General features: G+C 61.2%; 22 protein-coding genes. 17 read left to right on the forward strand and 5 right to left on the reverse strand.

The window, feature by feature from the left end:
- The first annotated feature begins 108 nt into the window (after positions 1 to 108).
- The gene (locus HU755_RS22740; RefSeq protein ID WP_186621126.1) at positions 109 to 1,005 is read left to right on the forward strand and encodes an NAD(P)-dependent oxidoreductase; all 897 of its coding nucleotides are present in this window, start codon (positions 109 to 111) and stop codon (positions 1,003 to 1,005) included.
- Here the strand turns inward: HU755_RS22740 and HU755_RS22745 are convergent.
- Together HU755_RS22745 and HU755_RS22750 are read right to left on the reverse strand one after the other, a co-directional pair.
- The gene (locus tag HU755_RS22745) at positions 896 to 3,178 is read right to left on the reverse strand and encodes a bifunctional diguanylate cyclase/phosphodiesterase (protein WP_186636754.1); all 2,283 of its coding nucleotides are present in this window, start codon (positions 3,176 to 3,178) and stop codon (positions 896 to 898) included. The two genes, HU755_RS22740 and HU755_RS22745, sit on opposite strands and share 110 nt — an antisense overlap.
- Before the next feature lie 150 nt (positions 3,179 to 3,328).
- Positions 3,329 to 3,697 (reverse strand): YkgJ family cysteine cluster protein, encoded by a 369-nt coding sequence (locus HU755_RS22750; RefSeq protein WP_186551998.1) that lies wholly within the window; start codon positions 3,695 to 3,697, stop codon positions 3,329 to 3,331.
- 301 nt (positions 3,698 to 3,998) lie between these two features.
- Here HU755_RS22750 and HU755_RS22755 point away from each other — a divergent pair, with 301 nt between their 5' ends.
- Positions 3,999 to 5,348: an MFS transporter gene (locus tag HU755_RS22755; protein WP_186636757.1), complete on the forward strand. Its 1,350-nt coding sequence runs from the start codon at positions 3,999 to 4,001 to the stop codon at positions 5,346 to 5,348.
- A gap of 163 nt (positions 5,349 to 5,511) precedes the next feature.
- Here the strand turns inward: HU755_RS22755 and rapA are convergent, their stop codons facing one another.
- Positions 5,512 to 8,358: an RNA polymerase-associated protein RapA gene (gene rapA / locus HU755_RS22760; RefSeq protein ID WP_186636760.1), complete on the reverse strand. Its 2,847-nt coding sequence runs from the start codon at positions 8,356 to 8,358 to the stop codon at positions 5,512 to 5,514.
- Positions 8,359 to 8,611: 253 nt separating this feature from the next.
- On the opposite strand from rapA, the gene HU755_RS22765 reads away from it, so the two are divergent.
- The 4 genes from HU755_RS22765 (at position 8,612) to HU755_RS22775 (ending at position 10,083) form a co-directional block, all read left to right on the forward strand.
- Entirely contained in the window at positions 8,612 to 8,953 is a 342-nt protein-coding gene (locus tag HU755_RS22765) for an aspartate-semialdehyde dehydrogenase (protein WP_085581675.1), read from the forward strand.
- 106 nt (positions 8,954 to 9,059) lie between these two features.
- A complete protein-coding gene (locus HU755_RS22770; RefSeq protein ID WP_186636763.1) occupies positions 9,060 to 9,221 on the forward strand; it encodes a hypothetical protein in 162 nt (53 codons plus the stop codon).
- 145 nt (positions 9,222 to 9,366) lie between these two features.
- Positions 9,367 to 9,480 carry a cytochrome c oxidase subunit CcoM gene (ccoM, locus tag HU755_RS27740; RefSeq protein WP_016771346.1) on the forward strand — a complete coding sequence of 38 codons (114 nt, stop codon included), beginning with the start codon at positions 9,367 to 9,369 and terminating at the stop codon, positions 9,478 to 9,480.
- A 105-nt stretch (positions 9,481 to 9,585) separates the two neighbouring features.
- Positions 9,586 to 10,083 (forward strand): hypothetical protein, encoded by a 498-nt coding sequence (locus tag HU755_RS22775; RefSeq protein ID WP_186636765.1) that lies wholly within the window; start codon positions 9,586 to 9,588, stop codon positions 10,081 to 10,083.
- 405 nt (positions 10,084 to 10,488) lie between these two features.
- On the opposite strand, the gene HU755_RS22780 is transcribed toward HU755_RS22775, so the two are convergent.
- Together HU755_RS22780 and HU755_RS22785 are read right to left on the reverse strand one after the other, a co-directional pair.
- The gene (locus HU755_RS22780) at positions 10,489 to 11,964 is read right to left on the reverse strand and encodes an inorganic phosphate transporter (RefSeq protein ID WP_186552071.1); all 1,476 of its coding nucleotides are present in this window, start codon (positions 11,962 to 11,964) and stop codon (positions 10,489 to 10,491) included.
- 373 nt (positions 11,965 to 12,337) lie between these two features.
- A complete protein-coding gene (locus tag HU755_RS22785) occupies positions 12,338 to 12,538 on the reverse strand; it encodes a hypothetical protein (RefSeq protein WP_008080067.1) in 201 nt (66 codons plus the stop codon).
- Between the two features lie 650 nt (positions 12,539 to 13,188).
- Here HU755_RS22785 and pcaR point away from each other — a divergent pair.
- The 11 genes from pcaR (at position 13,189) to pcaC (ending at position 24,307) form a co-directional block, all read left to right on the forward strand.
- Positions 13,189 to 14,031, forward strand: coding sequence for a pca regulon transcriptional regulator PcaR (gene pcaR, locus HU755_RS22790; protein WP_186552072.1), 843 nt, complete (start codon positions 13,189 to 13,191; stop codon positions 14,029 to 14,031).
- 288 nt (positions 14,032 to 14,319) lie between these two features.
- Entirely contained in the window at positions 14,320 to 15,666 is a 1,347-nt protein-coding gene (locus HU755_RS22795; protein ID WP_186621122.1) for an MFS transporter, read from the forward strand.
- A gap of 273 nt (positions 15,667 to 15,939) precedes the next feature.
- On the forward strand, positions 15,940 to 16,797 hold the full coding sequence (locus HU755_RS22800) for a CoA transferase subunit A (RefSeq protein WP_186552074.1): 858 nt from the start codon (positions 15,940 to 15,942) through the stop codon (positions 16,795 to 16,797).
- On the forward strand, positions 16,797 to 17,576 hold the full coding sequence (locus HU755_RS22805; RefSeq protein WP_186621120.1) for a CoA-transferase subunit beta: 780 nt from the start codon (positions 16,797 to 16,799) through the stop codon (positions 17,574 to 17,576). The genes HU755_RS22800 and HU755_RS22805 overlap by 1 nt, the downstream gene beginning before the upstream one ends.
- Entirely contained in the window at positions 17,573 to 18,778 is a 1,206-nt protein-coding gene (gene pcaF / locus HU755_RS22810; protein ID WP_186636768.1) for a 3-oxoadipyl-CoA thiolase, read from the forward strand. Before HU755_RS22805 ends, pcaF begins: the two co-directional genes overlap by 4 nt.
- 36 nt (positions 18,779 to 18,814) lie before the next feature.
- Positions 18,815 to 19,519 (forward strand): protocatechuate 3,4-dioxygenase subunit beta, encoded by a 705-nt coding sequence (gene pcaH, locus HU755_RS22815; RefSeq protein WP_186636771.1) that lies wholly within the window; start codon positions 18,815 to 18,817, stop codon positions 19,517 to 19,519.
- Position 19,520: 1 nt separating this feature from the next.
- Positions 19,521 to 20,087 carry a protocatechuate 3,4-dioxygenase subunit alpha gene (pcaG, locus tag HU755_RS22820; protein WP_186636773.1) on the forward strand — a complete coding sequence of 189 codons (567 nt, stop codon included), beginning with the start codon at positions 19,521 to 19,523 and terminating at the stop codon, positions 20,085 to 20,087.
- 307 nt (positions 20,088 to 20,394) lie between these two features.
- Positions 20,395 to 21,690, forward strand: coding sequence for an MFS family transporter (locus HU755_RS22825; protein WP_186552079.1), 1,296 nt, complete (start codon positions 20,395 to 20,397; stop codon positions 21,688 to 21,690).
- Between the two features lie 46 nt (positions 21,691 to 21,736).
- Positions 21,737 to 23,101 carry a 3-carboxy-cis,cis-muconate cycloisomerase gene (locus HU755_RS22830; protein WP_186636775.1) on the forward strand — a complete coding sequence of 455 codons (1,365 nt, stop codon included), beginning with the start codon at positions 21,737 to 21,739 and terminating at the stop codon, positions 23,099 to 23,101.
- A gap of 11 nt (positions 23,102 to 23,112) precedes the next feature.
- Positions 23,113 to 23,904: a 3-oxoadipate enol-lactonase gene (gene pcaD, locus HU755_RS22835; RefSeq protein ID WP_186636777.1), complete on the forward strand. Its 792-nt coding sequence runs from the start codon at positions 23,113 to 23,115 to the stop codon at positions 23,902 to 23,904.
- 10 nt (positions 23,905 to 23,914) lie between these two features.
- Positions 23,915 to 24,307, forward strand: coding sequence for a 4-carboxymuconolactone decarboxylase (pcaC, locus tag HU755_RS22840; protein ID WP_024011942.1), 393 nt, complete (start codon positions 23,915 to 23,917; stop codon positions 24,305 to 24,307).
- The last annotated feature ends 137 nt before the right edge of the window (positions 24,308 to 24,444 follow it).

Below are 24,444 nucleotides of genomic sequence, written 5' to 3' on the forward strand. Positions count from 1 at the left end.
AGGCCCGAGCGCCAGGGGGTTGGCCTGGGGTGATCGCTGGGCGGAATCCTTTCCTGATCGTTGATGAATCGGCCATTATTCGGCGATCTTTAATGGAAAAGAGGCAAAATGATGTCAACGCTACCTTCGTTGGGATTTGCCGGAATCGGCCTGATGGGCTTGCCCATGTGTCGACGGTTGTTGGCCGCGGGTTACCCGCTGGCCGTGTGGAATCGCAACCCGGACAAATGCGCGCCACTGGTTGAAGCTGGCGCCCGTCAAGTCGCGAGCCCCGCTGAACTGTGCGAACACGCCGATATTGTCATGCTGTGTCTGGCCGACACGGCGGTGGTGCGGCAGGTGGTGTTTGGCGCTGGCGGTGTGGCTGAAGGGGCGAGAAAAGCTCAGTTACTGGTGGATTTTTCCAGCCTCGAACCGACCGCGACCCGCGAAATGGCCGCCGAGCTGGCCGAAAAAACCGGCATGCACTGGCTCGATTCGCCGGTGTCCGGCGGCGTGGTCGGTGCCGAAGCCGGCAGCCTGGCGATCATGGTCGGCGGTGCGGCGGAGCATCTTGAACGGGTGCGCCCGGTGTTGCTCACTCTCGGTCAGCGCGTCACGCACATGGGCGGCATTGGTGCCGGCCAGGTGACCAAGGCCTGCAACCAGATGATCGTCGCCTGCAATGCGCTGGTGATTGCCGAAGTGGTGGCGCTGGCTGAACAGGCAGGCGTCGATGCGCGCCTGATCGCCGAGGCGCTGGCCGGTGGCTTTGCCGATTCGAAACCCTTGCAGATCCTCGCCCCGCAAATGGCCGAGAGCCGTTTTGAGCCGATCAAGTGGCACGTGCGCACGCTGCTCAAGGATCTCGACACGGCGGTGAAATTCTCTCGCGAGCAAGGCTCGGCCACGCCGATCAGCGGATTGGCCGCACAACTGATGCGCCTGCATGGGGCGCAGGGTTTTTTGGCGAAGGATCCAGCGACATTGGTGCAAATGTACCGTGCGCCAGACTCAACGGATTGACCGCGTGTGAAGGCTTGCGCTGGTTGATTTCTTCCAGCACCGGGCGCAATTCATCCAGCGGCACCGGTCGGCTGAGCAGGTAGCCCTGAATGAAATCGCAGCCCGAGCGCTCGAGGAATTCGTATTGCTCCAGACTTTCCACGCCTTCGGTGACCACCTGCAAATGCAGGGTGTGGGCCATGACGATGATTGCCTGAACGATTTCCATGTCGGCGGTGGCGGTGGGAATGTCAAGGATGAAAGAGCGGTCAATCTTCAGCGTATTGAGCGGCAGGCGTTTAAGGTAGGCCAGCGACGAGTAACCGGTGCCGAAGTCATCAATCGACAGCGACACGCCGAGGGCGCGGATCTGGCGCAACAGCACCAGAGTATTGGCGATATTGCCCATCAGGGCGTTCTCGGTGACTTCCAGCTCCAGCCGCTCCGGCGCGACGCCGGCAGTGCGCAACGCGCTTTCGATTTCGTCGGCCAGTTCCTCGCGGGCCAGGTTCAGCGGTGAGCAGTTCCAGGCGATTTTCAGGTCTTCGCAGCCATGGCGCGACAGCTCGCCCAGATCCTTGCAGGCCCGGCGCAGCACCCAGTTGTCCAGTTCGGCGATCAGGCCGTTGTTTTCGGCAATGCCGATAAAACGGTCCGGGGTCAGCAAGCCGTGGGTCGGATGTTGCCAGCGGATCAACGCTTCAAGCTTGGTGACGCGGCCGGTTTTCAGCTCAAAGATCGGCTGGTAATACAGCATCAGCGCGTGCTCTTCACGCAAGGCGTTACGCAATTCCTCTTCCAGTTGCAGCTCGAAGCTGGCGCGGGTCTTGAGGCTGGGACTGAAAAAGTGCAAACCGTTGCGCCCGGCGCCCTTGGATTGGTACAGCGCGAGGTCGGCGTGCTTGAGCAACTCTTCGCAAGTGCTGCCATCGTGCGGAAACAGGCTGATGCCGATGCTCGTGGTCATCACCATCCGGCGCCCGGCCAGTTCAACGGGCTCTTTCATCTTGAGCATGATGCGCTGGGCCATGTTGCGCGCTTCTTCGCGGTCACGCAGGCTGATGAGGATGCAGAACTCGTCACCGCCGAACCTTGCGACCACGTCTTCATGGCTGCGCACCGAGCTTTTGATGTGGCTGGCGATGACTTTGAGCAGCGCATCACCGGCATCGTGGCCGAGGCTGTCGTTGATACGCTTGAAGTGGTCGATGTCGAGAAACATCACCGCCAGCATGCCGCCTTCGCTGGCTTTCTGGCTGAGCTTCTCGGCGAAGAGCTGATTGAAGCCACGGCGATTGATCAGGTTGGTCAGCGCGTCGTAGTTGGCCACTTGCTGCAACGACATGCGCGCTTGATCGAGCTGGCTGAGCAGGGCGTTGACCCGGCGCAGGTCGTGTTCCTTGTTCTGCAGTTTCTTGTCGGCCATGGCGGCGCTGATGGCGCTGCCCAGAATCAGCAAGATGATCAACGCGACCGTCAGGCCCAGTTGCAGATGGCTGGTTTCGATGGCCATGGTCGGCGCGGCGCCGTCGGGCAGCACCAGTTGCAAGGCGGCCATGCCGGTGAAGTGCATGCTGATAATACCGGCGCCGAGCATCAGCGCGGCGACGTATTTGAGCACCTGATGCGCCACGCCACTGCCTTCACGCAGGTAGCCGGCCACCCACAACGCCGCAAAACTGGCGCCGACGGCGATCAAGATCGACAGTCCGAACAGACTCGGTTGGTAATACGCCGTGGCGCTCGATTGCATGGCGGCCATGCCGACGTAATGCATGCTGGCGATCCCCAGGCCGATGACCACGGCAGTCCTCAGGCAACGCGCCAGACTCGGCTGCGCCACGCTCAGGGTGTGCATGGCCAGCGCCGAGGCGAGCAGGGCGATCAGCAGGGAAAACAGGGTGGTCGGCAGGTGGTAGTGGATCTCGATAGGGGCCTGAAACGCCAGCATGCCAATGAAATGCATGGCCCAGATCCCGCCGGCCAGGCAGGCGCCGCCGATCCAGCGCCAGACGCGTCGCGCGCCCGGGTTTTCGGCATGGCCGACCCGTTCGGCCATGTCCAGCGTGGCAAAACTGGCCGCGCACGCGACCAGATACGCCACCAGCACCAGCACGGGATCGTGGGTGCAATTGAGTATGACCTGTCCGCTCTCCGGCAGCTCGGTAACAAACTGCAAACCAAGCCACTCCATAGCGTGCCCCGTCTCGGATTCATCGGGCCGGTGCGTTCGTCAACGCCGGCGAATGCCTGGAGTATAGAGGCCGTTTCTGGGGCGCAAGGCGTAGTGGCACATTGGCGCGAATGATTTTGACATTAGCCTCATAGCGATTGGCGCTAAGGGTCAGGCAATGCGTTCCAGAGGCAGGTCATTCCAGTGCGGCGGCAAGGGTGGCAGGCCGTGGGCGGCGCGGGCTTTGTCGCAGTCGCTGTTGTGTTCGCCGTTTTCCCATGAGGCCTCGAACTCGCGGCAGGGGCTGGAGCGCTGTTCATAGATCGTGCATTGCACGGCGCTACCGACCTCGCCCGCCAGCGATATGCAGCGCGTCGGCTTGCGGTCAGTGCCGATCATCGCTACCCGGCTCGGCGTGACTTGGGTCACCAGTTCATCGGGAACCGTACCGCCTGAGGATGAACACTCACCCCAGAAAAAAGACACGCGAAAATGGGAACAGCAGGCACCGCAATTCAGACACGGACTGGCTTCGGACATGGGCGGGGGTATCAAAGGGATTGATCGGAAGATCCGGACGGATCCGGCGGCCATTCTAGGCTTTGCCATGGCGTTGGGAAGGGGGGCGCGAAACTATTTTTTTGTGCCAGGGTTTTGCCGCAAAGCCCCCGGTTTTCGGGGGATTGCAGACTTATCAAGGGCTTACGTTTCGTTACAGTGCGATGGGCCGATATCAGGCTGACGAATGATGACAGACAGCCCTCGCGCGGCTGACTAGATTGCAGGTTCCGGGCTCGGATGCGTTGGCAGTGAAGCCCCATAACAATAAAGAGACGGACCCATGCAGAACTCGACCCAAGCGGCGAATGCCTGGCGCATTCTGTTCCTGCTGTTCCTCGCCAACCTGTTCAATTTCTTCGACCGCACGATCCCTGCGATCATCATCGAACCGATCCGCATGGAATGGCACCTCAGCGACTTTCAGTTGGGCATCATCGGTACCGCGTTCACCGTCGTTTACGCCATCGCCGGCCTGCCGCTGGGGCGCATGGCCGACACCGGTTCGCGCAGCAAGCTGATGGGTTGGGGCCTGGCGACTTGGAGTGCGCTGACCGCCGTCAACGGTCTGGTCGGCAGTTTCTGGAGCTTTTTGATCGTGCGCATGGGCATCGGCATTGGCGAGGCGAGTTATGCGCCGGCGGCCAACTCACTGATCGGCGACTTGTTTCCAGCGCACCGTCGGGCGCGGGCCATGGGCATTTTCATGCTTGGCCTGCCGCTGGGTCTGCTGCTGGCGTTCTTCACCATCGGTGCGATGGTCAAGGCGTTCGACAGCTGGCGGGCGCCGTTTTTCATTGCTGCGGTGCCGGGGCTGGTCCTCGCCATTTTCATGTTTTTCATCAAAGAGCCAAAGCGCGGCGCGGCGGAAGCCGTGCAGGTCTCGCAAGAGAAGGTCGACAGGCCGATTCGCCGGGTACTCGCCGTGCCGACTTTTCTGTGGCTGGTGATGGCCGGGCTGTGTTTCAACTTCGCCACCTACGCCTGCAACTCGTTTCTGGTGCCGATGCTGCAACGTTACTTCCTGATGCCTTTGCAGGATGCGGCCGTGGCGACCGGGGTTATCGTCGGCGTGACCGGGCTGGTCGGGCTGACCCTCGGCGGCTGGATCGCTGACAAGATTCACCAGCGTTTCGCCAGTGGCCGGCTGTTGTTTGCCGCGTTCAGCCTGATTATCTCGACGCTTTGCACGGCGTGGGCGTTGCATGCCGGGCGCATTGAGATCGGCGTGTTCGTCGCGGTGTTCAGCGTTGGCTGGCTGTTCGCGTACAACTTCTACACCTGCGTGTACACGGCGATCCAGGACGTGGTCGAGCCGCGTTTGCGTGCCACGGCGATGGCGTTGTTCTTCGCCGGGCTGTATCTGCTCGGCGGTGGTTTGGGGCCGGTGGTGGTCGGTGGGTTGTCGGATCACTTCGCCCACACGGCGATGTTGTCGGCGGGGGCTGAGCAGATGACCGAGGCGTTCAAGGCCGTGGGTCTGCATGACGCGATGTACCTGATTCCGGTGGCGCTGTTTTTGACCATGGTCTTTCTGTTTCTGGCGTCGCGGTGTTTTGTTCGCGATGCGCAGCGGATGAGGGACGGGTTGGTGGCGGTGGTTGAGCCAGAGGTTTCGGCGGCGACTGCTTAACGGCTATCGCGAGCAGGCTCACTCCTACAGGGGGAACGCTTTCCAACTGTAGGAGTGAGCCTGCTCGCGATAGGGTTATCAGCATCAGCTGATAAATAACTGACTTACAAAAAGGCCCGCATCGCTGCGGGCCTCCTTGTTTTTCAATAGTGGGGCGGGGCGATCAACCCGCCACCAACACCCGAATCGCTTCCAGGCGCAAAGCCGCTTTATCCAGCATCGCCAGACCCTGTTCACGCTGTGTACGCAGCGCTTCCAGTTCGCTGTCACGTACGCTCGGGTTGACCGCTTGCAACGCGGTCAGGCGCGCCAGTTCTTCGTCGGTGTCGGCAGCCAGACGACGGCGCGCTTCGGCCACGCGCTCGGCGTGACGCGGGGCGATCTTGTCTTCACCGGCGTTGATCCGTGGCGTCAGTTGATCGCGCTGGGCCTGGATGAACTTGTTGGCGCTGGCACGCGGCACGCTTTCGAGTTGATCGTTCAGGGTCTCAAACGACACCCGTGGCGACAGGTCATTGCCATTGGCATCGAGCAGGCAGCGCAGCGCCGCCGGTGGCAAGTAGCGGCCCAGTTGCAGCGAGCGCGGCGCGACCACTTCACTGACGTAAAGCAGTTCCAGCAACACGGTGCCTGGTTTCAGCGCCTTGTTCTTGATCAGCGCGACGGCGGTGTTGCCCATCGAGCCGGACAGCACCAGGTCCATGCCGCCCTGTACCATCGGGTGTTCCCAGGTGATGAACTGCATATCTTCGCGCGACAGCGCCTGGTTACGGTCGTAGGTGATGGTCACGCCTTCGTCGTCGCCCAGCGGGAAACTGGCGTCGAGCATCTTCTCGCTCGGCTTGAGGATCAGGGCGTTTTCCGAATGGTCTTCGCTGTCGATGCCAAACGCGTCGAACAGCGTTTCCATATAGATCGGCAGGGCGAACTGGTCGTCCTGCTCGAGGATCGCCTCGACCAGCGCTTCACCTTCGCCAGCGCCGCCGGAATTGAGCTCCAGCAAACGGTCACGACCGGTGTGCAGCTCGGCTTCGAGGCGTTCACGCTCGGCGCGCGCTTCGTCGATCAGCGCTTGCCACTCGCCGTCGTCGGCTTCTTCGAGCAGCGGCAGCAGGCGCGGGCCGAACTGATGCTGCAAGGCGTTGCCGGTCGGGCAGGTGTTGAGGAACGCATTCAGCGCTTCGTGATACCACTGGAACAGGCGCGCTTGCGGGCTGGTTTCCAGGTACGGCACATGCAGCTCGATGATGTGCTTCTGGCCAATCCGGTCGAGACGACCGATACGCTGCTCGAGCAGGTCCGGGTGCGACGGCAGATCGAACAGCACCAGATGGTGAGCGAACTGGAAGTTGCGACCTTCACTGCCGATTTCCGAGCAGATCAGCACCTGCGCGCCAAACTCTTCGTCGGCGAAGTAGGCGGCGGCGCGGTCACGCTCGAGGATGTTCATGCCTTCGTGGAACACCGTGGCCGGGATGCCGGAACGCACGCGCAGGGCGTCTTCCAGGTCCATTGCGGTTTCGGCATGGGCGCAGATCACCAGCACTTTGGTGCGCTTGAGCATTTTCAGCTGATCGATCAGCCACTCGACGCGCGGGTCGAATTTCCACCAGCGCTCTTCTTCGCTGGCGTCCGGCTGGGCCTGGAAGCTGACTTCCGGGTACAGCTCGGCGTGTTCGCCCAGCGGCAGTTCGAGGTATTCGGCCGGGCACGGCAGCGGATACGGGTGCAGCTTGCGCTCCGGGAAACCCTGCACGGCGGCGCGGGTGTTACGGAACAGCACGCGGCCGGTGCCATGGCGGTCGAGCAGTTCACGCACCAGGCGTGCGCTGGCTTGCGTGTCGCCATCGTTGACGGCGGTCAGCAGGGCTTCGCCTTCGTTGCCGAGGAAACCGTGAATGGTCTTGTGTGCTTCAGCCGAGAGACGGCCCTTGTCGAGCAGCTCCTGAACGGCCTCGGCCACCGGGCGATAGTTGTCGCTCTCGGCGCGGAAGGCGGCCAGGTCATGGAAACGGTTCGGGTCGAGCAGGCGCAGACGGGCGAAGTGGCTGTCTTGGCCGAGTTGCTCCGGGGTAGCGGTGAGCAGCAGCACGCCCGGGATCACTTCAGCCAGTTGTTCGACCAGCGAATATTCCGCGCTGGCTTTCTCTTCGTGCCAGACCAGGTGGTGCGCTTCGTCGACCACCAGCAGATCCCAGCCGGCGGCGAACAGCGCGTCCTGGGCCTTCTCATCGTCGACCAGCCATTCCAGCGCGACCAGCGCCAGTTGCGTGTCTTCGAACGGGTTGGTGGCATCGCTTTCGATGAAACGTTCTTCGTCGAACAGCGCGACTTGCAGATTGAAGCGGCGGCGCATTTCTACCAGCCACTGATGCTGGAGGTTTTCCGGCACCAGGATCAGCACGCGGTTGGCGCGGCCCGAAAGCAGTTGGCGATGGATCACCAGACCGGCTTCGATGGTTTTCCCCAGGCCTACTTCGTCCGCCAGCAGTACCCGCGGCGCAATGCGGTCGGCGACTTCGCGGGCAATGTGCAACTGGTGCGCAATCGGTTGCGCACGCACGCCGCCCAGGCCCCACAGCGAGGACTGCAACTGGCGGCTGGTGTGTTCAAGGGTGTTGTAGCGCAGGGAGAACCACGGCAGCGGGTCGATCTGTCCGGCGAACAGACGGTCGCTGGCCAGACGGAACTGAATGAAGTTCGACAGCTGGGTTTCCGGCAGGGTAACGGCTTCGTTCTGGGCGTTGAGGCCGTGATAAACCATCAGTCCGTCGACATCGTCGACTTGCTGCACGGTCATCTTCCAGCCTTCGAAATGAGTAATGCTGTCGCCGGGCGAGAACCGCACGCGGGTCAGGGGCGCATTCCGTAGCGCGTACTGGCGGGTTTCGCCAGTGGCCGGGTAAAGCACGGTCAACAAGCGGCCGTCCTGTGCCAGAACGGTGCCTAAACCAAGCTCTGCTTCGCTGTCACTGATCCAGCGTTGCCCCGGTTGATACTGCTGCGCCATGCTGCCTGACTCCCACCTTGAAAAAGCGGGCTATCTTAACGGAATGCGACCCTGAGGCCAAAGAAATACTGGGGTAGGAGCTGCCGCAGGCTGCGATCTTTTGATCTGTGGGAACACTTGGGTTTTGCGTTGTCCCATAAGAGATCGCAGCCTTCGGCAGCGCCTGCAGGTGCCAAGTGCATCACAAGTTTGCGACGGGCGGCTCAAGGCGCCCTCGTCACAGCCGATAGCCTGCACACAGGAGACCCTTTATATGTTGCCACCGATGCTGCCCTTGAGCGCTGTGCCGATCACCTCCCAGCAGGATCCGATCCGCCAGCGGCCGGATATTCCGCCAGTGGTGCCGGTGCAGGAAAGCTCCAACGAAAGCACTATCGATCTGCAAAAGCGCGATCCCGAAGAGGATGGACTGTTGCTGCGCGAGGAACAGCGCCGCCAGCAGGAGCGTGATCGCCGTCGTCGTGAGGCGGATGAAGACCCCGAAGAACATCTGGCCGTGCCCGGTACCGAGTTGAACGCTGACAACACCGTGCCGGTGGTGCCGCTGATGGAAGATCAGCCACGTCAGGGGTTGTGGGTCGATATCGAGATTTGACGGTCTGCCACGGGTGGCTGGTCAGCGCGGGCGTCAGGCGGCATGATTGGCGCAGTGCTGCCGGGTGACCGGCAGTTGTGATCTCTTTTGCGATGTGCCGGATGCCATGAGCCTAGACGACAAACTGATTGATCTGAGCACCGAACGCGCCAAGCGGGTGCACGACCTCAACGAGAAGCGGCTGAACGAAGTGCGCAAGGCCTTCGAGCAGGCGATGCCGTTGGGAAAAGCCAGGAAAAAGTCGAAGAACAAGCCGAAAAAGCGCTGATCTGCCCCTGCATCCATTGATGCAGGTCAGTTATTTCCCCTCCTTAGTTTCCCTTCGTTGCGGATATTGATCCCGGTCAATGTGTGCGCCTGTGTGTTTGCTAACTTGCCCCCATCGCAGCAAAGCAGGGGCCAGGAGGCCAGTCATGTTTTTCGATAACGTGGTGTTTGCCGGGGTTTTGACTGTAGGCCTCATGGTTCTGTTTTTTGCAGGGTTTGGATTTTTTATCTGGAAGGATGCGCATAAGCGGCGCAAGTGATTGCTTCTGGATTGATGAGCACGCAAGGCATTTTGGGGCGACTTCGGTTGCCCCTTTTTTTTTGGGGCCGTGGCGGCCTTTGGGCCGGCCAAGGCTCTTGGGGTTTTGGGTGAATATCCGTTTTTTGCGGTGCTGCGGCTGGCGGTTTCGCCCTTACGGCGAGTCACCTTTTTCAAACGCCAAAAAGGTAACCGAAAAGGCTTTGCTCCTGCGTTCGGCCCTCGCAGGCTCGGGTTCCTTCGCTGCGGGATCGATCCGGGCGCAGCGTCTCCGGTTTGCTTCGCTGCACCTCCTCTCGCTGTGTTTGGCTTCGCCAAACGGTCGCTGCGCTCCCACGCCCGGATCAATCCCTCCGCTCAGCCTTCCGAAGTCGCCCGTGGATCAAAAGCACTCGAGCTAACGCTCATTGTTGAGTGGGGCGGCTTTGCCGCGGGCAGCTGCGCTGCTTTGTTTTTCTGCGGGAGCGAGCCTGCTCGCGAAGGCGGCCTGACAGCCGACCTGTTTCTCACTGGTGTATGCATTCCAACTGTAGGAGCGAGCTTGCTCGCGATGGCGTCCTTCCGGCCGACCAATTTCTATCAAATTCACGCGATCCAACTGTAGGAGCTGCCGAAGGCTGCGATCTTTTGATCTGGCTTCTGCTTCTGCTTTTGCTCTGGCTTTTGACCTTTAGCCCCATCGGCAGGCTTCGTTACGGGATCGATCCGGGCGTGGGAGCGCAGCGACCGTACGACGCAGTCGTACACAGCGGGAGGAGGTGCAGCGAAGCAAACCGGAGACGCTGCGCCCGGATCGATCCCGTAACGAAGGAACCCCGAGCCCCAGCGAGCGGGCCGTACGCCGGGGCAAAGCCTTTTGGGTTACCTTTTCGGCGTTTGGAAAAGGTGACTCGCTGTAAGAGCGAAACCATAAGAAGCCGTTACCGCAGCAACGGATATACACACAACCTCAATACCAAAAAAAAGGCGCGATCCCAAGAATCGCGCCTCCTTCAACAACAGCAATCGATCAACTACCCAAAGCCTTCGAAGCCAGCCAGAACAACCCAGCCGACAGCGCCACAGTCGCCGGCAGGGTCAACACCCAAGCCAGCAGAATAGTCTTCACCGTACCACCTTGCAGGCCGCTCTTATTGGCAACCATGGTCCCGGCCACACCCGAAGACAACACGTGAGTGGTCGAAACCGGCAGGCTGAAAATGTTGGCCATGCCAATCAAACTGGCGGTGGTGATCTGCGCCGACATGCCCTGCGAATAGGTCATGCCCTGCTTGCCGATCTTCTCGCCGATCGTCAGCACCACGCGCTTCCAGCCAACCATGGTGCCCAGGCCCAGTGCCAGGGCGACCGCCAGAATCACCCAGAACGGTGCGTATTCGGTGGTGGTGGTCAGGTCTTTGCGCAGCTTGTCCAGATCAGCCTTTTCACGGGCTTCCAGGCCAGGCAATTTGCCGACTTTCTTCGCCGTGTCGTCCAGGCAGAGCAGGTAGCGACGCACTTCGATGCGGCTTTCCGACGACAGCGAATGGTAGTCCGCTACGCCTTTAAGGGTGTGCAGCAGGGCGGAAATGGTCGGTTCGGTCTGCTGCGGATTGCAGCGGAATTTCTCCGGCAGGTCGCCTTCCACGCTCTTGCCCAGGGCCAGGAACTCACCCAGCGAATCGGCGTTGCGCTGGTAGAACTGGCTCAGGTGCAGGGTCGCATCGCGGGTGCGTTCGATCTGGTAGGTGGTGCTGTTCAGGTCGAGTACGAACTGTGCCGGGACGATACCGATCAGCACCAGCATGATCAGGCCGATGCCTTTCTGGCCGTCGTTGGAACCGTGCACGAAGCTCACGGCCATGGCCGAGATCACCAGGACCAGACGGTTCCAGAACGGCGGGTGCTTTTTGTCGTCGATCTTGCGGCGCTGTTCCGGCGTCTTGTGCATCTTCGACAGCGGGCGCCACCATTTCAGGCCGATCAGCACCAGCGCGGCGATCAAGAAGCCGGCCATTGGCGAGAACACCAGCGAGGCGCCGATATCCATTGCCTTGCGCCAGTTCACACCGTCGGCCAGCGGGATGTCGTTGATCAGGGCGTTGGCCAGGCCGACACCGAGGATCGAGCCGATCAGTGTGTGCGAGCTGGAAGCCGGAATACCGAAGTACCAGGTGCCCAGGTTCCAGGCGATTGCCGCGGCGAGCAACGAGAACACCATCGCCAGGCCATGGCCGGTGTTCACATTGATCAGCAGCTCAACCGGCAGCAGGTGGACGATGGCATACGCCACGCCCACGCCGCCCAGCAGGACGCCGAGGAAATTGAACACACCGGAAAAGAACACCGCCAGGTGCGGCGGCATGGCTTTGGTGTAGATAACAGTGGCTACCGCGTTAGCGGTGTCATGAAATCCATTGATGAACTCGAAGGCGAGGACAAACGTCAGGGCGAGCAAGAGGCTCACAAGCACCCAAGCATCCAGTCCGCTGAATAAATCGATCATGAAGGTTTTCTGACCCGGTCGTAAGGGGGCGCGATTATGCCAGAAAAGAGTGGAAATCGATGCCCTGTCTGCTCATCGGTCACACTCTTCTTCAATTTAATTTGTTGCAGGGCGTTAAAGCCAAGGGCGCTGCATGGTTTTATAACTAATTGATAGCAAAGAAAAAAAATGTTTTTTATGAGGTTTTTTCAGGTGCGCTGACGCCTCAAACGCTTGTCTGAAATATCTCTGAAACCTGTAGGACGGTCGCTTTCAGTCTGCGCTGTGCAGAGATTGCCGCTGCCCGCGGGTAGCGGGCGCGCAAGGCATCGTCGTTGCACCGCGCTTGTAGCGGGTGTGGACGCCAACCTTCGAAAGATGCAAAAAGCCTGCTTCAAGGCTCTTCGGCTTTGAGTTCCTTTTCGATCTTTTCGATTTCCTGCTTGAAGACCTGATCCTGAACGGTGGGGCGTTTACGCCAGGCCTTGCGTTCCGGTTCGGGCTGAGCGGCGTAGGTGGTGACTTCCCCGCCGTAAACTTCCTTGTAACGTTGTTCCTGGCGCTCAAGTTCCGCGCGCAGTTCGTCTTTCGTCACAGTGCTACCTGTATGAGTTGGGATAAATGTCCGGTGATACGCGCTGCAACGAATTGATTGAGCGGCCTCGACGAACTCCCGACACCTGAACAGGCATTGGGGCAATCGGCGGGGCGATCAAGACTTCCGTGTTACAGGCGGCTACGACACCAGATTAAAACTGACGCAGCATCAGCTTCCTGTTTCGGCGCGCGTTGGCGTTGTGATGATCAAGAGTGCCAGGCGCTGGCCGGGGCCGACGGCGATTGAGATCGCCGCAGCGGGTGGCAACCGCACAGTAAGGCGAGGTTGCACTGAGGTGCATTATAGCGGTCGATTCAGGAATGACTATCTTTGCCAAGTTAAAAACGGTTCTGGATGTGTGATTGTTTTGTTACTCGCAAGTTTTACGGCGAGTTGAAACGCTAACAAACTGTTAGAGGACAGCGATCAGTTTTTGGCGCCATTTAGTCGAGTAACTAAGTCCAGCATCTGTTTTCTCATTGAAGTTACACAAGCGTCCTGATCGGCGTGGCTTGGGCCCGCTACGGGCGATTGCGATTATCGGTCGGCGGTTCGATAATCGCCCAATGTTGGCGGCTCAAGGCTTGCGCATCGGTCTGTGAGCCGTTTGTATGGCCATTGATCCGCGCCGGGTATAGGGACACGAAATGAACGATCAAATGCGCAACTCCTTCACCTCCGTGGCGCCGCCGATTGTGGCCTCGCCAGCCAAACGCATTCAGGCCCTGACCGGCGATCCTGATTTCATGACGTCGCTGGCACGGGGACTTGCGGTTGTTCAGGCGTTTCAGGAGCGCAAGCGTCACTTGACCATCGCGCAGATCAGCCATCGCACGGAAATTCCCCGCGCCGCCGTGCGCCGTTGCCTGCACACGCTGATCAAGCTCGGTTACGCCACCACCGACGGTCGCACCTATTCATTGCTGCCCAAGGTGCTGACCCTCGGCCACGCATATCTGTCGTCGACGCCGCTGGCGGTGTCCGCCCAGCCCTACCTCGACCGCATGAGCGAGCAACTGCACGAAGCCTGCAACATGGCCACGCTTGAGGGCGACGACATTCTCTATATCGCCCGTTCGGCGACCACCCAGCGTCTGATTTCGGTGGACCTGTCGGTGGGCGGACGCCTGCCGGCCTATTGCACGTCGATGGGGCGGATCCTGCTGGCGGCGCTGGACGATACTTCGCTCGGTGAATACCTTGAGCACGCTGAACTCGTCGCCAAGACCAGCCGCACGATTCATACCCCCGATGCCTTGCTCGAATGCCTGCAGCAAGTGCGGCAGCAAGGCTGGTGCATCGTCGATCAGGAGCTGGAACAGGGCCTGCGCTCGATTGCCGTGCCCGTCTACGATGCCTCGGGGCAAGTGGTCGCGGCGCTCAACGTCAGTACCCATGCCGGCCGGGTCAGTCGTACCGAACTGGAGCAGCGTTTTCTGCCGGGCCTGTTGAGCGCCAGTCGCGACCTCAGCGCGCAGTTGTTTGCCTGAAGCTGTTCGATAAACGCACAGTGTTGCGTTTATCGAATTGACGCTAAAACCCTCGGATCATTAATGTCGCGGCAGCGTCATCCGGCGTTGACCGCCCGTGTCAGCCCGGACTGCCGACCCCGATAATAATGACAAGAGGCACCCCCATGCGCATTTCCCCCGACTGTCTCCGCTCTGCGCCCTGTTGCCGGCTACAGCGCAACGTCTGACCGCAACCTTCTATTCTTGTGACCGTGCCGGGCTTCGGCCGGCCGCCGTTCGACTGCGTTTTTGCGTGGAATAAAAATAATGAACCAGCCTCAGTCCGCTGTGGGTAACTGCCTCGATGTGCAGACCTTTATCAACGCCCAACCGATCTCGCGCTATCAGTGGCGGGTGGTGATCCTGTGTTTTCTGATTGTGTTTCTCGATGGACTCGATACCGCGGCGATGGGCTTTATTGCCCCGGCGCTGTCGCAGGACTGGGGCATCGACCGTGCCAGCCTGGGACCGGTGATGAGTGCCGCGCTGATCGGCATGGTCTTCGGTGCTCTCGGTTCCGGCCCGCTGGCTGACCGCTTCGGACGCAAAGTGGTGCTCGTCGGCGCGGTGGTGCTGTTCGGCGCCTTCAGCCTGGCGTCGGCGTACAGCACCAACGTCGAACAATTACTGGTGCTGCGCTTTCTGACCGGCCTTGGCCTTGGAGCGGGGATGCCCAACGCAACAACGCTGTTGTCGGAATACACCCCGGAGCGCAAGAAATCCCTGCTGGTGACCAGCATGTTCTGCGGCTTCAACCTGGGCATGGCCGGCGGCGGGTTCATCTCGGCGAAGCTGATTCCAGCGTTCGGCTGGCACAGCCTGTTACTGATCGGCGGGGTGCTACCACTGATGCTCGCAGTGGTGCTGCTGTTCTGGCTGCCGGAGTCGGCGCGCTATCTGGTCGTGCGCAACCGCGGCACCGACAAAGTGCGCAAGACCCTGGCGCCCATTGATCCGCTTGTGGTCGCCCAAGCCTCCAGTTTCAGCGTGCCGGAACAGCAGACCGTAAAGGCGCGCAACGTCTTCGCGGTGATCTTCTCCGGCACTTACAGCGCCGGCACCCTGCTGTTGTGGCTGACCTATTTCATGGGCCTGGTGATCGTGTACCTGCTGACCAGTTGGCTGCCTACGCTGATGCGCGACAGTGGCGCCAGCATGGAACAGTCCGCGTTCATCGGAGCGCTGTTTCAGTTCGGCGGTGTATTGAGCGCGGTCGCGGTGGGCTGGGCAATGGATCGCTTCAATCCGCACAAGGTCATCGGCATTTTCTACCTGCTGGCCGGGGTGTTTGCCTACGCCGTGGGGCAGAGCCTGGGCAACATCACGCTGTTGGCGACCCTGGTGCTGGTGGCGGGCATGTGCGTCAACGGTGCGCAATCGGCGATGCCGTCGCTGGCGGCGCGGTTTTATCCGACCCAGGGGCGGGCGACGGGGGTGTCGTGGATGCTTGGGATAGGCCGCTTCGGCGCGATTCTCGGGGCGTGGATGGGCGCGACCCTGCTGGGTCTGGGCTGGAATTTCGAGCAGGTGCTGACGGCTTTGGTGATCCCGGCCGGTTTGGCGACGGCGGCGGTGTTGGTCAAGGGCATGGTCAGTCATGCGGATGCCACCTGAGTTCCATGCGCAGGATGTTCAGTGAATGTTCTGGCCCCTTCGCGAGCAAGCCCGCTCCCACAATTGGAATGCATTCCAATTGTGGGAGCGGGCTTGCTCGCGAAGCTTTTGATCCTGATTGTTAGGGGAACAACAATCCGTTCGATAAACGAACACTCAGTCGATTATCGGATTGTTTGGCCAATTTCCCGCGCTTAATCTTCAGTGACTCCGGCGCTGAACCTCGCGCCTTTTTATCACTGGCGATTCAATACCAAAACGGGAGCCCGCTCCATGGCTGAGATCCTTTCGCTGCACGACGCAGTGAAGCAATTCGTCAACGACGGCGACACCGTCGCCCTCGAAGGCTTCACTCACCTGATCCCTACGGCAGCGGGTCATGAAATCATTCGTCAAGGCAAGAAAGATCTGACCCTGGTGCGGATGACGCCTGACCTGATTTACGACCAACTGATCGGCGCCGGGTGCGCGCGCAAGTTGATTTTCTCCTGGGGCGGCAACCCCGGCGTGGGTTCGCTGCACCGTCTGCGCGACGCGGTCGAGAAGCAATGGCCGCAGCCGCTGGAAATCGAAGAACACAGCCACGCCGACCTCGCCAACGCCTACGTCGCCGGCGCTTCCGGTCTGCCGTTCGCGGTACTGCGTGCTTATGCCGGCTCTGATCTGCCGAAGGTCAATCCGTTGATCAAAACCGTGACCTGCCCGTTCACCGGCGAAGTGCTGGCGGCGGTGCCTTCGGTGCGCCCGGACGTCACGGTGATTCACGCGCAGAAAGCCGACCGCAAGGGCAACGTGCTGCTCTGGGGCATTCTCGGCGTGCAGAAAGAAGCCGCGCTGGCGGCCAAGCGCTGCATCGTCACGGTTGAGGAAATCGTCGACGACCTCAACGCACCGATGAACGCATGTGTACTGCCGACCTGGGCGCTGAGCGCAGTTTGCCACGTGCCGGGCGGCGCGCATCCGTCCTACGCCCACGGTTACACCGAGCGTGACAATCGGTTTTATCAGGCGTGGGACCCGATCGCTCGCGACCGTGAGACGTTTACTGCGTGGATCAACGAATACATCCATGGCTGCGCTGACTTCAGCGAGTTCCAGGCCAAGTTGGCCGCTGCCTCGGAGGCCAAGTAATGACTTACACCACCAACGAAATGATGACCGTCGCTGCGGCCCGCCGCCTGAAAAACGGCTCGGTGTGCTTCGTCGGCATCGGCCTGCCCTCGAAAGCTGCCAACCTTGCGCGACTGACCTCGTCGCCGGACGTGGTGTTGATCTACGAATCCGGCCCGATTGGCGCCAAGCCGAGCGTACTGCCGCTGTCCATCGGTGACGGCGAGCTGGCCGAGACCGCCGACACCGTGGTGCCGACCGGTGAGATTTTTCGCTACTGGCTGCAGGGCGGGCGCATCGACGTCGGTTTTCTCGGCGCCGCGCAGGTTGACCGTTTTGGCAACATCAACACCACCGTGGTCGGCGACTATCACGCGCCGAAAGTACGCCTGCCGGGTGCCGGTGGCGCGCCGGAGATTGCCGGTTCGGCGAAAAGCGTGTTGATCATCCTCAAACAGTCGGCGCGTTCGTTTGTCGACAAACTCGATTTCATCACCTCGGTCGGTCATGGCGAGGGCGGCGATTCGCGCAAGCGTCTGGGCCTGCCGGGCGCCGGTCCGGTGGGGATCATCACTGACCTGTGCATCATGGAGCCGGAGGAGGGCACTCACGAATTTGTCGTCACTGCGTTGCATCCGGGCGTGACCCGTGAGCAAGTGGTGGCCGCCACCGGTTGGGCGATTCGCTTTGCCGACACGGTTGAAACCACCGCTGAGCCGACCGAAGTCGAGCTGACAGCGCTGCGTGATCTTGAAGCGCGTACCGCTGCCGCCCACGGTCAGGCACCGGGAGAAGCATGATGCGTGACGTCTATATCTGCGACGCGATTCGCACCCCCATCGGCCGTTTCGGCGGCGGACTGTCCGCCGTGCGCGCCGATGACCTGGCCGCCGTGCCGATCAAGGCCCTGATGGAACGTAATCCATCGGTGGACTGGACGGCCATCGACGAAGTCTTTCTTGGCTGCGCCAATCAGGCCGGTGAAGATAACCGCAACGTTGCGCGAATGGCGCTGTTGCTCGCCGGCCTGCCTGCCAGTGTGCCGGGTGTGACCCTCAATCGCCTCTGCGCTTCGGGCATGGATGCGATCGGCACGGCGTTTCGCGCCATCGCCAGCGGCGAGATGGAGCTGGCGATTGCCGGCGGCGTCGAGTCGATGTCCCGCGCGCCGTTCGTGATGGGCAAGGCCGACGCGGCGTTTTCGCGCAACATGAAACTGGAAGACACCACCATCGGCTGGCGTTTCATCAATCCGGTGATGAAGGCGCAGTACGGCGTCGATGCCATGCCGCAAACCGCTGACAACGTCGCCGACGACTACCAGGTATCGCGCGAGGATCAGGACGCCTTTGCCCTGCGCAGTCAGCAGCGTACCGCCGCCGCCCAGGCCGCTGGCTACTTCGCTGAAGAAATCGTTGAAGTGCGCATCGCGCATAAGAAAGGCGAAACCGTGGTCAGCCAGGACGAACATCCGCGCGCTGACACCACCCTTGAAGCGCTGAGCAAACTGAAACCGGTCAACGGCGCCGACAAAACCGTCACCGCCGGGAATGCCTCGGGTGTTAACGATGGCGCCGCGGCACTGATTCTCGCCTCAGCCGAAGCAGTAAAAAAACACGGCCTGACCGCCCGTGCCAAAGTGCTCGGCATGGCCAGCGCCGGTGTGGCGCCGCGGGTGATGGGCATCGGCCCGGTGCCGGCGGTGCGCAAGTTGACCGAACGCCTTGGCGTGGCGGTCAGCGATTTCGACGTGATCGAACTCAACGAGGCGTTTGCCAGCCAGGGTCTGGCGGTGTTGCGCGAGTTGGGTCTGGCCGACGATGCGCCACAGGTCAACCCGAACGGTGGCGCGATTGCCTTGGGCCACCCGCTGGGCATGAGCGGAGCGCGGCTGGTGCTGACAGCCCTGCATCATCTGGAAAAAACCGGTGGCAAGAAAGGTCTGGCGACCATGTGCGTCGGTGTCGGCCAAGGTCTGGCCCTGGCCATCGAACGCGTCTGACGCGCTGCGACACTTATAAGAACAGAGGAAAGCGAAATGACTGACAAGCCTGGTTACCGTCGCCCACAGGCAGGCACTCAGCCTGACTACCTGCACCCGACCTATCAATCCACCAACCTGCGCTCGCCGTCCAAGCCTTTGGTGTATCTGCCTCATTCACTCTCGGAAATCACCGGGCCGACCATTGGCGCCGAGCACGTCGCCGAGAAGGACAACGACCTGACCGCCCAGCACGACGGTGAGCCGTTGGGCGAGCGCATCATTATTCATGGCCGCGTACTCGACGAAAACGGTCTGCCGGTGCCGGGTATTCTGGTGGAGATCTGGCAGGCGAACGCCGCCGGCCGCTACAACCACGCGCGCGATCTGCACGACGCGCCGCTGGACCCGAATTTTACCGGCACCGGCCGAACCGTTACCGATGCCGACGGCTGGTATCAGTTCCAGACCATCAAGCCCGGCGCCTATCCGTGGGGCAATCACCACAATGCGTGGCGCCCGGCGCACATCCATTTTTCCCTGTTCGGGCCGAGCATCCTCACGCGTCTGGTCACGCAAATGTATTTCCCCGGTGATCCGTTGCTGGCCTATGACCCAATCTACAACTGCGTGCCGGATACCTCGGCCAAGGAACGCCTGATCGCCCGTTTCGATCTGGAAAAAACCATTCCGTCCTACGCCCTCGGTTACCGCTGGGACATCGTGCTGCGCGGCCGTGATGCCACGCCGATGGAGAAATAAGATGACCCTGACTGCGACTACCTCCCACACCGTCGGGCCGTATTACCACATCGGCCTGACCTGGCTGAATCGCGAAGCCCTCGCCAACGAGCTGACCCTGGGCGAGCGCGTAGCGATCACTGGCCAAGTGGTGGACGGCAATGGCGATGTCGTCAACGACGCCATGCTCGAAGTCTGGCAGGCCAACGCCGCCGGCAAATACGACCACCCGGAAGATCAGCAAGACAAACCGCTCGACCCGAATTTCGAAGGTTTTGGCCGGATCCCTGTGGACGCCGAAGGGCGCTTCCGTTTCACCACGATCAAACCCGGCACGGTGCAAGGGCTGAAAGGCTCGACCCAGGCGCCGCACCTGGTGGTGCTGGTGTTCGCCCGGGGCCTGGTCAAGCACCTGCTGACGCGGATCTACTTTGAGGGTGAGCCGGCGAACGTGGATGACCCGTTGCTGGAATGCGTGCCGGCAGAACGTCGCCAGACCTTGCTGGCCAAAGCGGATGCTTCGGGCGTTTACCAGTGGAATGTGATTCTGCAGGGCACCGATGCCGAGACGGTGTTTTTCGATTACTAAACAACACCGCCAATCCCTGTAGGAGTGAGCCTGCTCGCGATTGCGGTGTGTCAGATTTGAATTGTCTCAATGACACACTGCAATCGCGAGCAGGCTCACTCCTACAAGGGAAACTGTGTAGCCGAGTGCATGATCGTTCCCACGCTCTGCGTGGGAATGCATCCCGTGACGCTCTGCGTCACAGTGGACGCGGAGCGTCCATGGCGGCGTTACCACGCGGAGCGTGGGAACGATCAATACAGGATGTGGAACGGGAGTGTTGCAAAGTGTGTCTAGACTGTGACCGTCCCTTTCGAGTGAAAAGACAATGACCACCACCACTTCCCATTACACCGGCGAAGAGCGCAGCAAGCGCATCTTCGCCATTGTCGGCGCCTCGTCCGGCAATCTGGTCGAATGGTTCGACTTCTACGTCTACGCCTTCTGCGCGATCTATTTCGCCCCGGCGTTTTTCCCCTCCGATAACCCGACCGTGCAACTGGTCAACACCGCCGGTGTGTTTGCCGCCGGCTTCCTGATGCGGCCGATTGGCGGCTGGATCTTTGGCCGGGTCGCCGACAAGCACGGGCGCAAGAATTCGATGCTCATCTCGATTCTGATGATGTGCTTTGGCTCGCTGTTGATCGCCTGCCTGCCGACCTACAAGGACATTGGCGTCTGGGCGCCGGTGCTGCTGCTTTTCGCGCGTCTGTTGCAAGGGCTATCGGTAGGTGGCGAATACGGCACCACCGCAACCTACATGAGTGAGGTGGCGCTCAAGGGCCAGCGCGGCTTCTTCGCCTCGTTCCAGTACGTGACGTTGATCGGTGGGCAACTGCTGGCGGTGTCGCTGGTGGTGGTGCTACAACAGTTCCTCACCGAGGAAGACCTGCGGGCCTACGGCTGGCGGATTCCGTTTGTGGTTGGTGCGGTGGCGGCGCTGATTTCGCTGTTCCTGCGGCGCTCGCTGAAAGAAACCACCAACAAGGAAACCCGCGAACACAAAGACGCCGGCAGCATCGCGGCACTGTTTCGCGATCACAAAGCCGCGTTCATTACGGTACTCGGCTACACCGCGGGCGGGTCGCTGATTTTCTACACCTTCACCACCTACATGCAGAAATACCTGGTCAACACCGCCGGCATGCACGCCAAGACCGCCAGCTACATCATGACCGGCGCGCTGTTTCTGTACATGTGCATGCAGCCGCTGTTCGGCATGCTCGCCGACAAGATCGGCCGACGTAATTCGATGCTCTGGTTCGGCGCCCTCGGCACGCTGTTCACCGTGCCGATCCTGCTCAGTTTGAAAAGCATCAGCAGTCCGTTTCTGGCGTTCGTGCTGATCACGCTGGCGCTGGCAATTGTCAGTTTCTACACCTCGATCAGCGGGTTGGTGAAAGCCGAAATGTTCCCGCCCGAGGTGCGCGCCCTCGGTGTCGGTCTGGCCTATGCGGTGGCCAATGCGATCTTTGGCGGTTCGGCGGAATTCGTCGCCCTGAGCCTGAAAAATATCGGCATGGAAAACTCGTTCTATTGGTACGTCACGGCGATGATGGCGGTGGCGTTCCTGTTCAGCCTGCGCCTGCCGAAACAGGCGGCGTATTTGCACCACGATCTCTAACCTCCAGCGCGCGGGCCGGCTTGGCCCGCGCCGGCAAGGACTGTTTATGACTCAGCGACCGGGCAATCAATTGTTCGATGCCTACTTCACCGCCCGTGATATGCGCGAGGTGTTCTGCGATCAGGGCCGCGTGCAGGCAATGCTCGACTTCGAAGCGGCGCTGGCCCGGGCCGAGGCGCGTGTTGGGCTGATTCCTTCATCAGCGGTGGCACCGATTGCGGCGGCGTGCGACGCCGGTCTGTATGACTTCGCCGCGCTGGGCGAGGCGATTGCCAGCGCCGGCAACTCGGCGATTCCACTGGTCAAGGCGTTGGGCAGACAGATTGCGTCTAGCGACGCCGAAGCCGAGCGCTATGTGCATCTGGGCGCGACCAGTCAGGACGTGATGGATTCCGGGCTGGTGCTGCAATTGCGTCAGGCGTTGGCGCTGATCGAAAGCGATCTGGCGCAACTGGCCGATTCGCTAGCCACCCAGGCACAACGGTTTGCCACCACACCGTTGGCCGGGCGCACCTGGCTGCAACACGCGACGCCAGTCACCCTCGGCATGAAAATCGCCGGCTGGCTGGGTGCTGTGACGCGCAGCCGTCAGCGTCTGCGGGAACTGAAACCGCGGCTGTTGGTGCTGCAATTCGGTGGCGCCTCCGGCACGCTCGCGGCGCTGGGTGAGCAGGCCTTGCCAATCGCGCAAGCCTTGGCCGAAGAGCTGCAACTGAGCCTGCCGGAACAACCGTGGCACACCCAGCGCGATCGCATCGTCGAATTCGGCGCTGTGCTTGGCCTGATCGCCGGCAGCCTCGGCAAGCTCGGTCGCGACATCAGCCTGTTGATGCAGACCGAAGCGGCGGAAGTGTTCGAGCCGGCGGCGCCGGGCAAAGGCGGGTCATCGACCATGCCGCACAAACGCAACCCGGTGGGCGCGGCAGTATTGATCGGCGCGGCGACCCGGGTGCCGGGGCTGGTGTCGACGCTGTTCAGTGCGATGCCGCAGGAACACGAGCGCAGCCTCGGTCTGTGGCATGCCGAATGGGAAACCCTGCCGGAGATTTGCTGCCTGGTCTCGGGTTCGCTGCAACAGGCGCGCTTGCTTGCCGATGGCCTGGAAGTCGACGCCGCACGCATGACCCGTAACCTCGACTTGACTCAAGGGCTGGTGCTGGCCGAAGCGGTGAGCATTGTCCTCGCACAGCGGGTGGGTCGCGACACTGCGCATCATCTGCTGGAACAGTGCTGCAAACGCGCGGTGGCCGAGCAGCGTCACTTGCGCGCGGTGCTCGGTGACGAGCCGCAAGTCACCGCCGAACTCAGCGAGGCTGAACTCGACGATCTTCTCAACCCCGCGCACTACCTCGGCCAGGCCCACGTCTGGGTCGAGCGCGCGGTGGCCGAACACAACGCTTTGACTGTCTGAAGGAGAAGGCTGTGGCTTTCGTTCACCTCGCCGATGGCGAACTGCACTACCAAATCGATGGCCCGGACGATGCGCCGGTGCTGGTACTGTCCAACTCGCTGGGCACCGACCTGCACATGTGGGACGCGCAGATGCCGGCGTTCACCGAGCATTTTCGCGTGCTGCGTTTCGACACTCGCGGTCACGGCCGATCGCTGGTCACCGAAGGGCCGTACAGCATTGAGCAACTGGGCCACGACGTGCTCGGTCTGCTCGATGCGCTGCACATCGAGCGTGCACATTTCTGCGGACTGTCGATGGGCGGATTGATCGGCCAGTGGCTGGGGATCAATGCCGGCCAGCGCCTGCACAAGCTGGTCGTCTGCAACACAGCGGCGAAAATCGGCGATCCGTCGGTGTGGAATCCGCGCATCGAAACGGTATTGCGCGACGGCCCGGCGGCGATGGTCGCGCTGCGTGACGCCTCGATTGCGCGCTGGTTCACCCCGGACTTTTCCGCGGCGCACCCCGACGCGGCGAAGAAGATTACCGACATGCTCGCCGCGACGAATCCACAAGGTTATGCGGCCAACTGCGCCGCCGTGCGCGACGCCGATTTCCGTGAGCAACTGGCTTCGATCAAGGTGCCGTTGCTGGTGATTGCCGGCAGCGAAGATGCGGTGACGCCACCGTCCGGTGGGCATTTCATTCGTGACCATGTGCGCGGCGCCGAATACGCCGAGTTCTACGCGGCGCACCTGTCCAACGTGCAGGCCGGCGCCGGGTTCAGCGACCGTGTGCTGGCGTTTTTGCAGGCTCAGTGAGGAAGATTTTGTGGACGAAAAACAACGTTACGACGAAGGCATGCAAGTGCGCCGCGCGGTATTGGGCGACGCCCATGTCGATCGCAGCCTGACCACCCTGACCGAATTCAACTCGGAGTTCCAGGAGATGATCACCCGCCACGCCTGGGGTGACATCTGGACCCGCCCGGGTCTGCCCCGGCATACCCGCAGCCTGATCACCATTGCCATGCTGATCGGCATGAACCGCGAGGGTGAACTGAAACTGCACCTGCGCGCGGCGGCCAACAACGGCGTGAGCCGGGGCGAGATCAAGGAAGTGATCATGCAGAGCGCGATTTATTGCGGGATCCCGGCGGCGAATGCGACGTTTCATCTGGCCGAATCGGTGTGGGATGAATTGGGCGTTGAATCCCGGGATTGATGGTGTCTGAGCTGATGCTATCGCGAGCAAGCTCACTCCTACAGGGAAACGCATTCCAAATGTAGGAGTGAGCCTGTTGTGGTCGAACTTTTTTAGACCATGATGTAGGAGCCTCGATTTAAGGAAGCGTCATGGGA

It is taken from the genome of Pseudomonas sp. SWRI111 (assembly GCF_014268555.1).
Lineage (GTDB): Bacteria > Pseudomonadota > Gammaproteobacteria > Pseudomonadales > Pseudomonadaceae > Aquipseudomonas > Aquipseudomonas hamedanensis.

Excerpts from the sequence above, each read along its gene's own strand:
- HU755_RS22745 (WP_186636754.1), bottom strand. The coding sequence starts at position 3,178 with ATGGAGTGGCTTGGTTTGCAGTTTGTTACCGAGCTGCCGGAGAGCGGA.
- ccoM (WP_016771346.1), top strand. The coding sequence starts at position 9,367 with ATGTTTTTCGATAACGTGGTGTTTGCCGGGGTTTTGACTGTAGGCCTC.
- HU755_RS22765 (WP_085581675.1), top strand. The coding sequence starts at position 8,612 with ATGTTGCCACCGATGCTGCCCTTGAGCGCTGTGCCGATCACCTCCCAG.
- pcaG (WP_186636773.1), top strand. The coding sequence starts at position 19,521 with ATGACCCTGACTGCGACTACCTCCCACACCGTCGGGCCGTATTACCAC.
- pcaF (WP_186636768.1), top strand. The coding sequence starts at position 17,573 with ATGATGCGTGACGTCTATATCTGCGACGCGATTCGCACCCCCATCGGC.
- HU755_RS22770 (WP_186636763.1), top strand. The coding sequence starts at position 9,060 with ATGAGCCTAGACGACAAACTGATTGATCTGAGCACCGAACGCGCCAAG.
- HU755_RS22740 (WP_186621126.1), top strand. The coding sequence starts at position 109 with ATGATGTCAACGCTACCTTCGTTGGGATTTGCCGGAATCGGCCTGATG.
- HU755_RS22830 (WP_186636775.1), top strand. The coding sequence starts at position 21,737 with ATGACTCAGCGACCGGGCAATCAATTGTTCGATGCCTACTTCACCGCC.
- HU755_RS22825 (WP_186552079.1), top strand. The coding sequence starts at position 20,395 with ATGACCACCACCACTTCCCATTACACCGGCGAAGAGCGCAGCAAGCGC.
- HU755_RS22780 (WP_186552071.1), bottom strand. The coding sequence starts at position 11,964 with ATGATCGATTTATTCAGCGGACTGGATGCTTGGGTGCTTGTGAGCCTC.
- rapA (WP_186636760.1), bottom strand. The coding sequence starts at position 8,358 with ATGGCGCAGCAGTATCAACCGGGGCAACGCTGGATCAGTGACAGCGAA.
- HU755_RS22805 (WP_186621120.1), top strand. The coding sequence starts at position 16,797 with ATGACTTACACCACCAACGAAATGATGACCGTCGCTGCGGCCCGCCGC.
- pcaH (WP_186636771.1), top strand. The coding sequence starts at position 18,815 with ATGACTGACAAGCCTGGTTACCGTCGCCCACAGGCAGGCACTCAGCCT.
- HU755_RS22755 (WP_186636757.1), top strand. The coding sequence starts at position 3,999 with ATGCAGAACTCGACCCAAGCGGCGAATGCCTGGCGCATTCTGTTCCTG.
- pcaR (WP_186552072.1), top strand. The coding sequence starts at position 13,189 with ATGAACGATCAAATGCGCAACTCCTTCACCTCCGTGGCGCCGCCGATT.
- HU755_RS22795 (WP_186621122.1), top strand. The coding sequence starts at position 14,320 with ATGAACCAGCCTCAGTCCGCTGTGGGTAACTGCCTCGATGTGCAGACC.
- HU755_RS22800 (WP_186552074.1), top strand. The coding sequence starts at position 15,940 with ATGGCTGAGATCCTTTCGCTGCACGACGCAGTGAAGCAATTCGTCAAC.
- HU755_RS22750 (WP_186551998.1), bottom strand. The coding sequence starts at position 3,697 with ATGTCCGAAGCCAGTCCGTGTCTGAATTGCGGTGCCTGCTGTTCCCAT.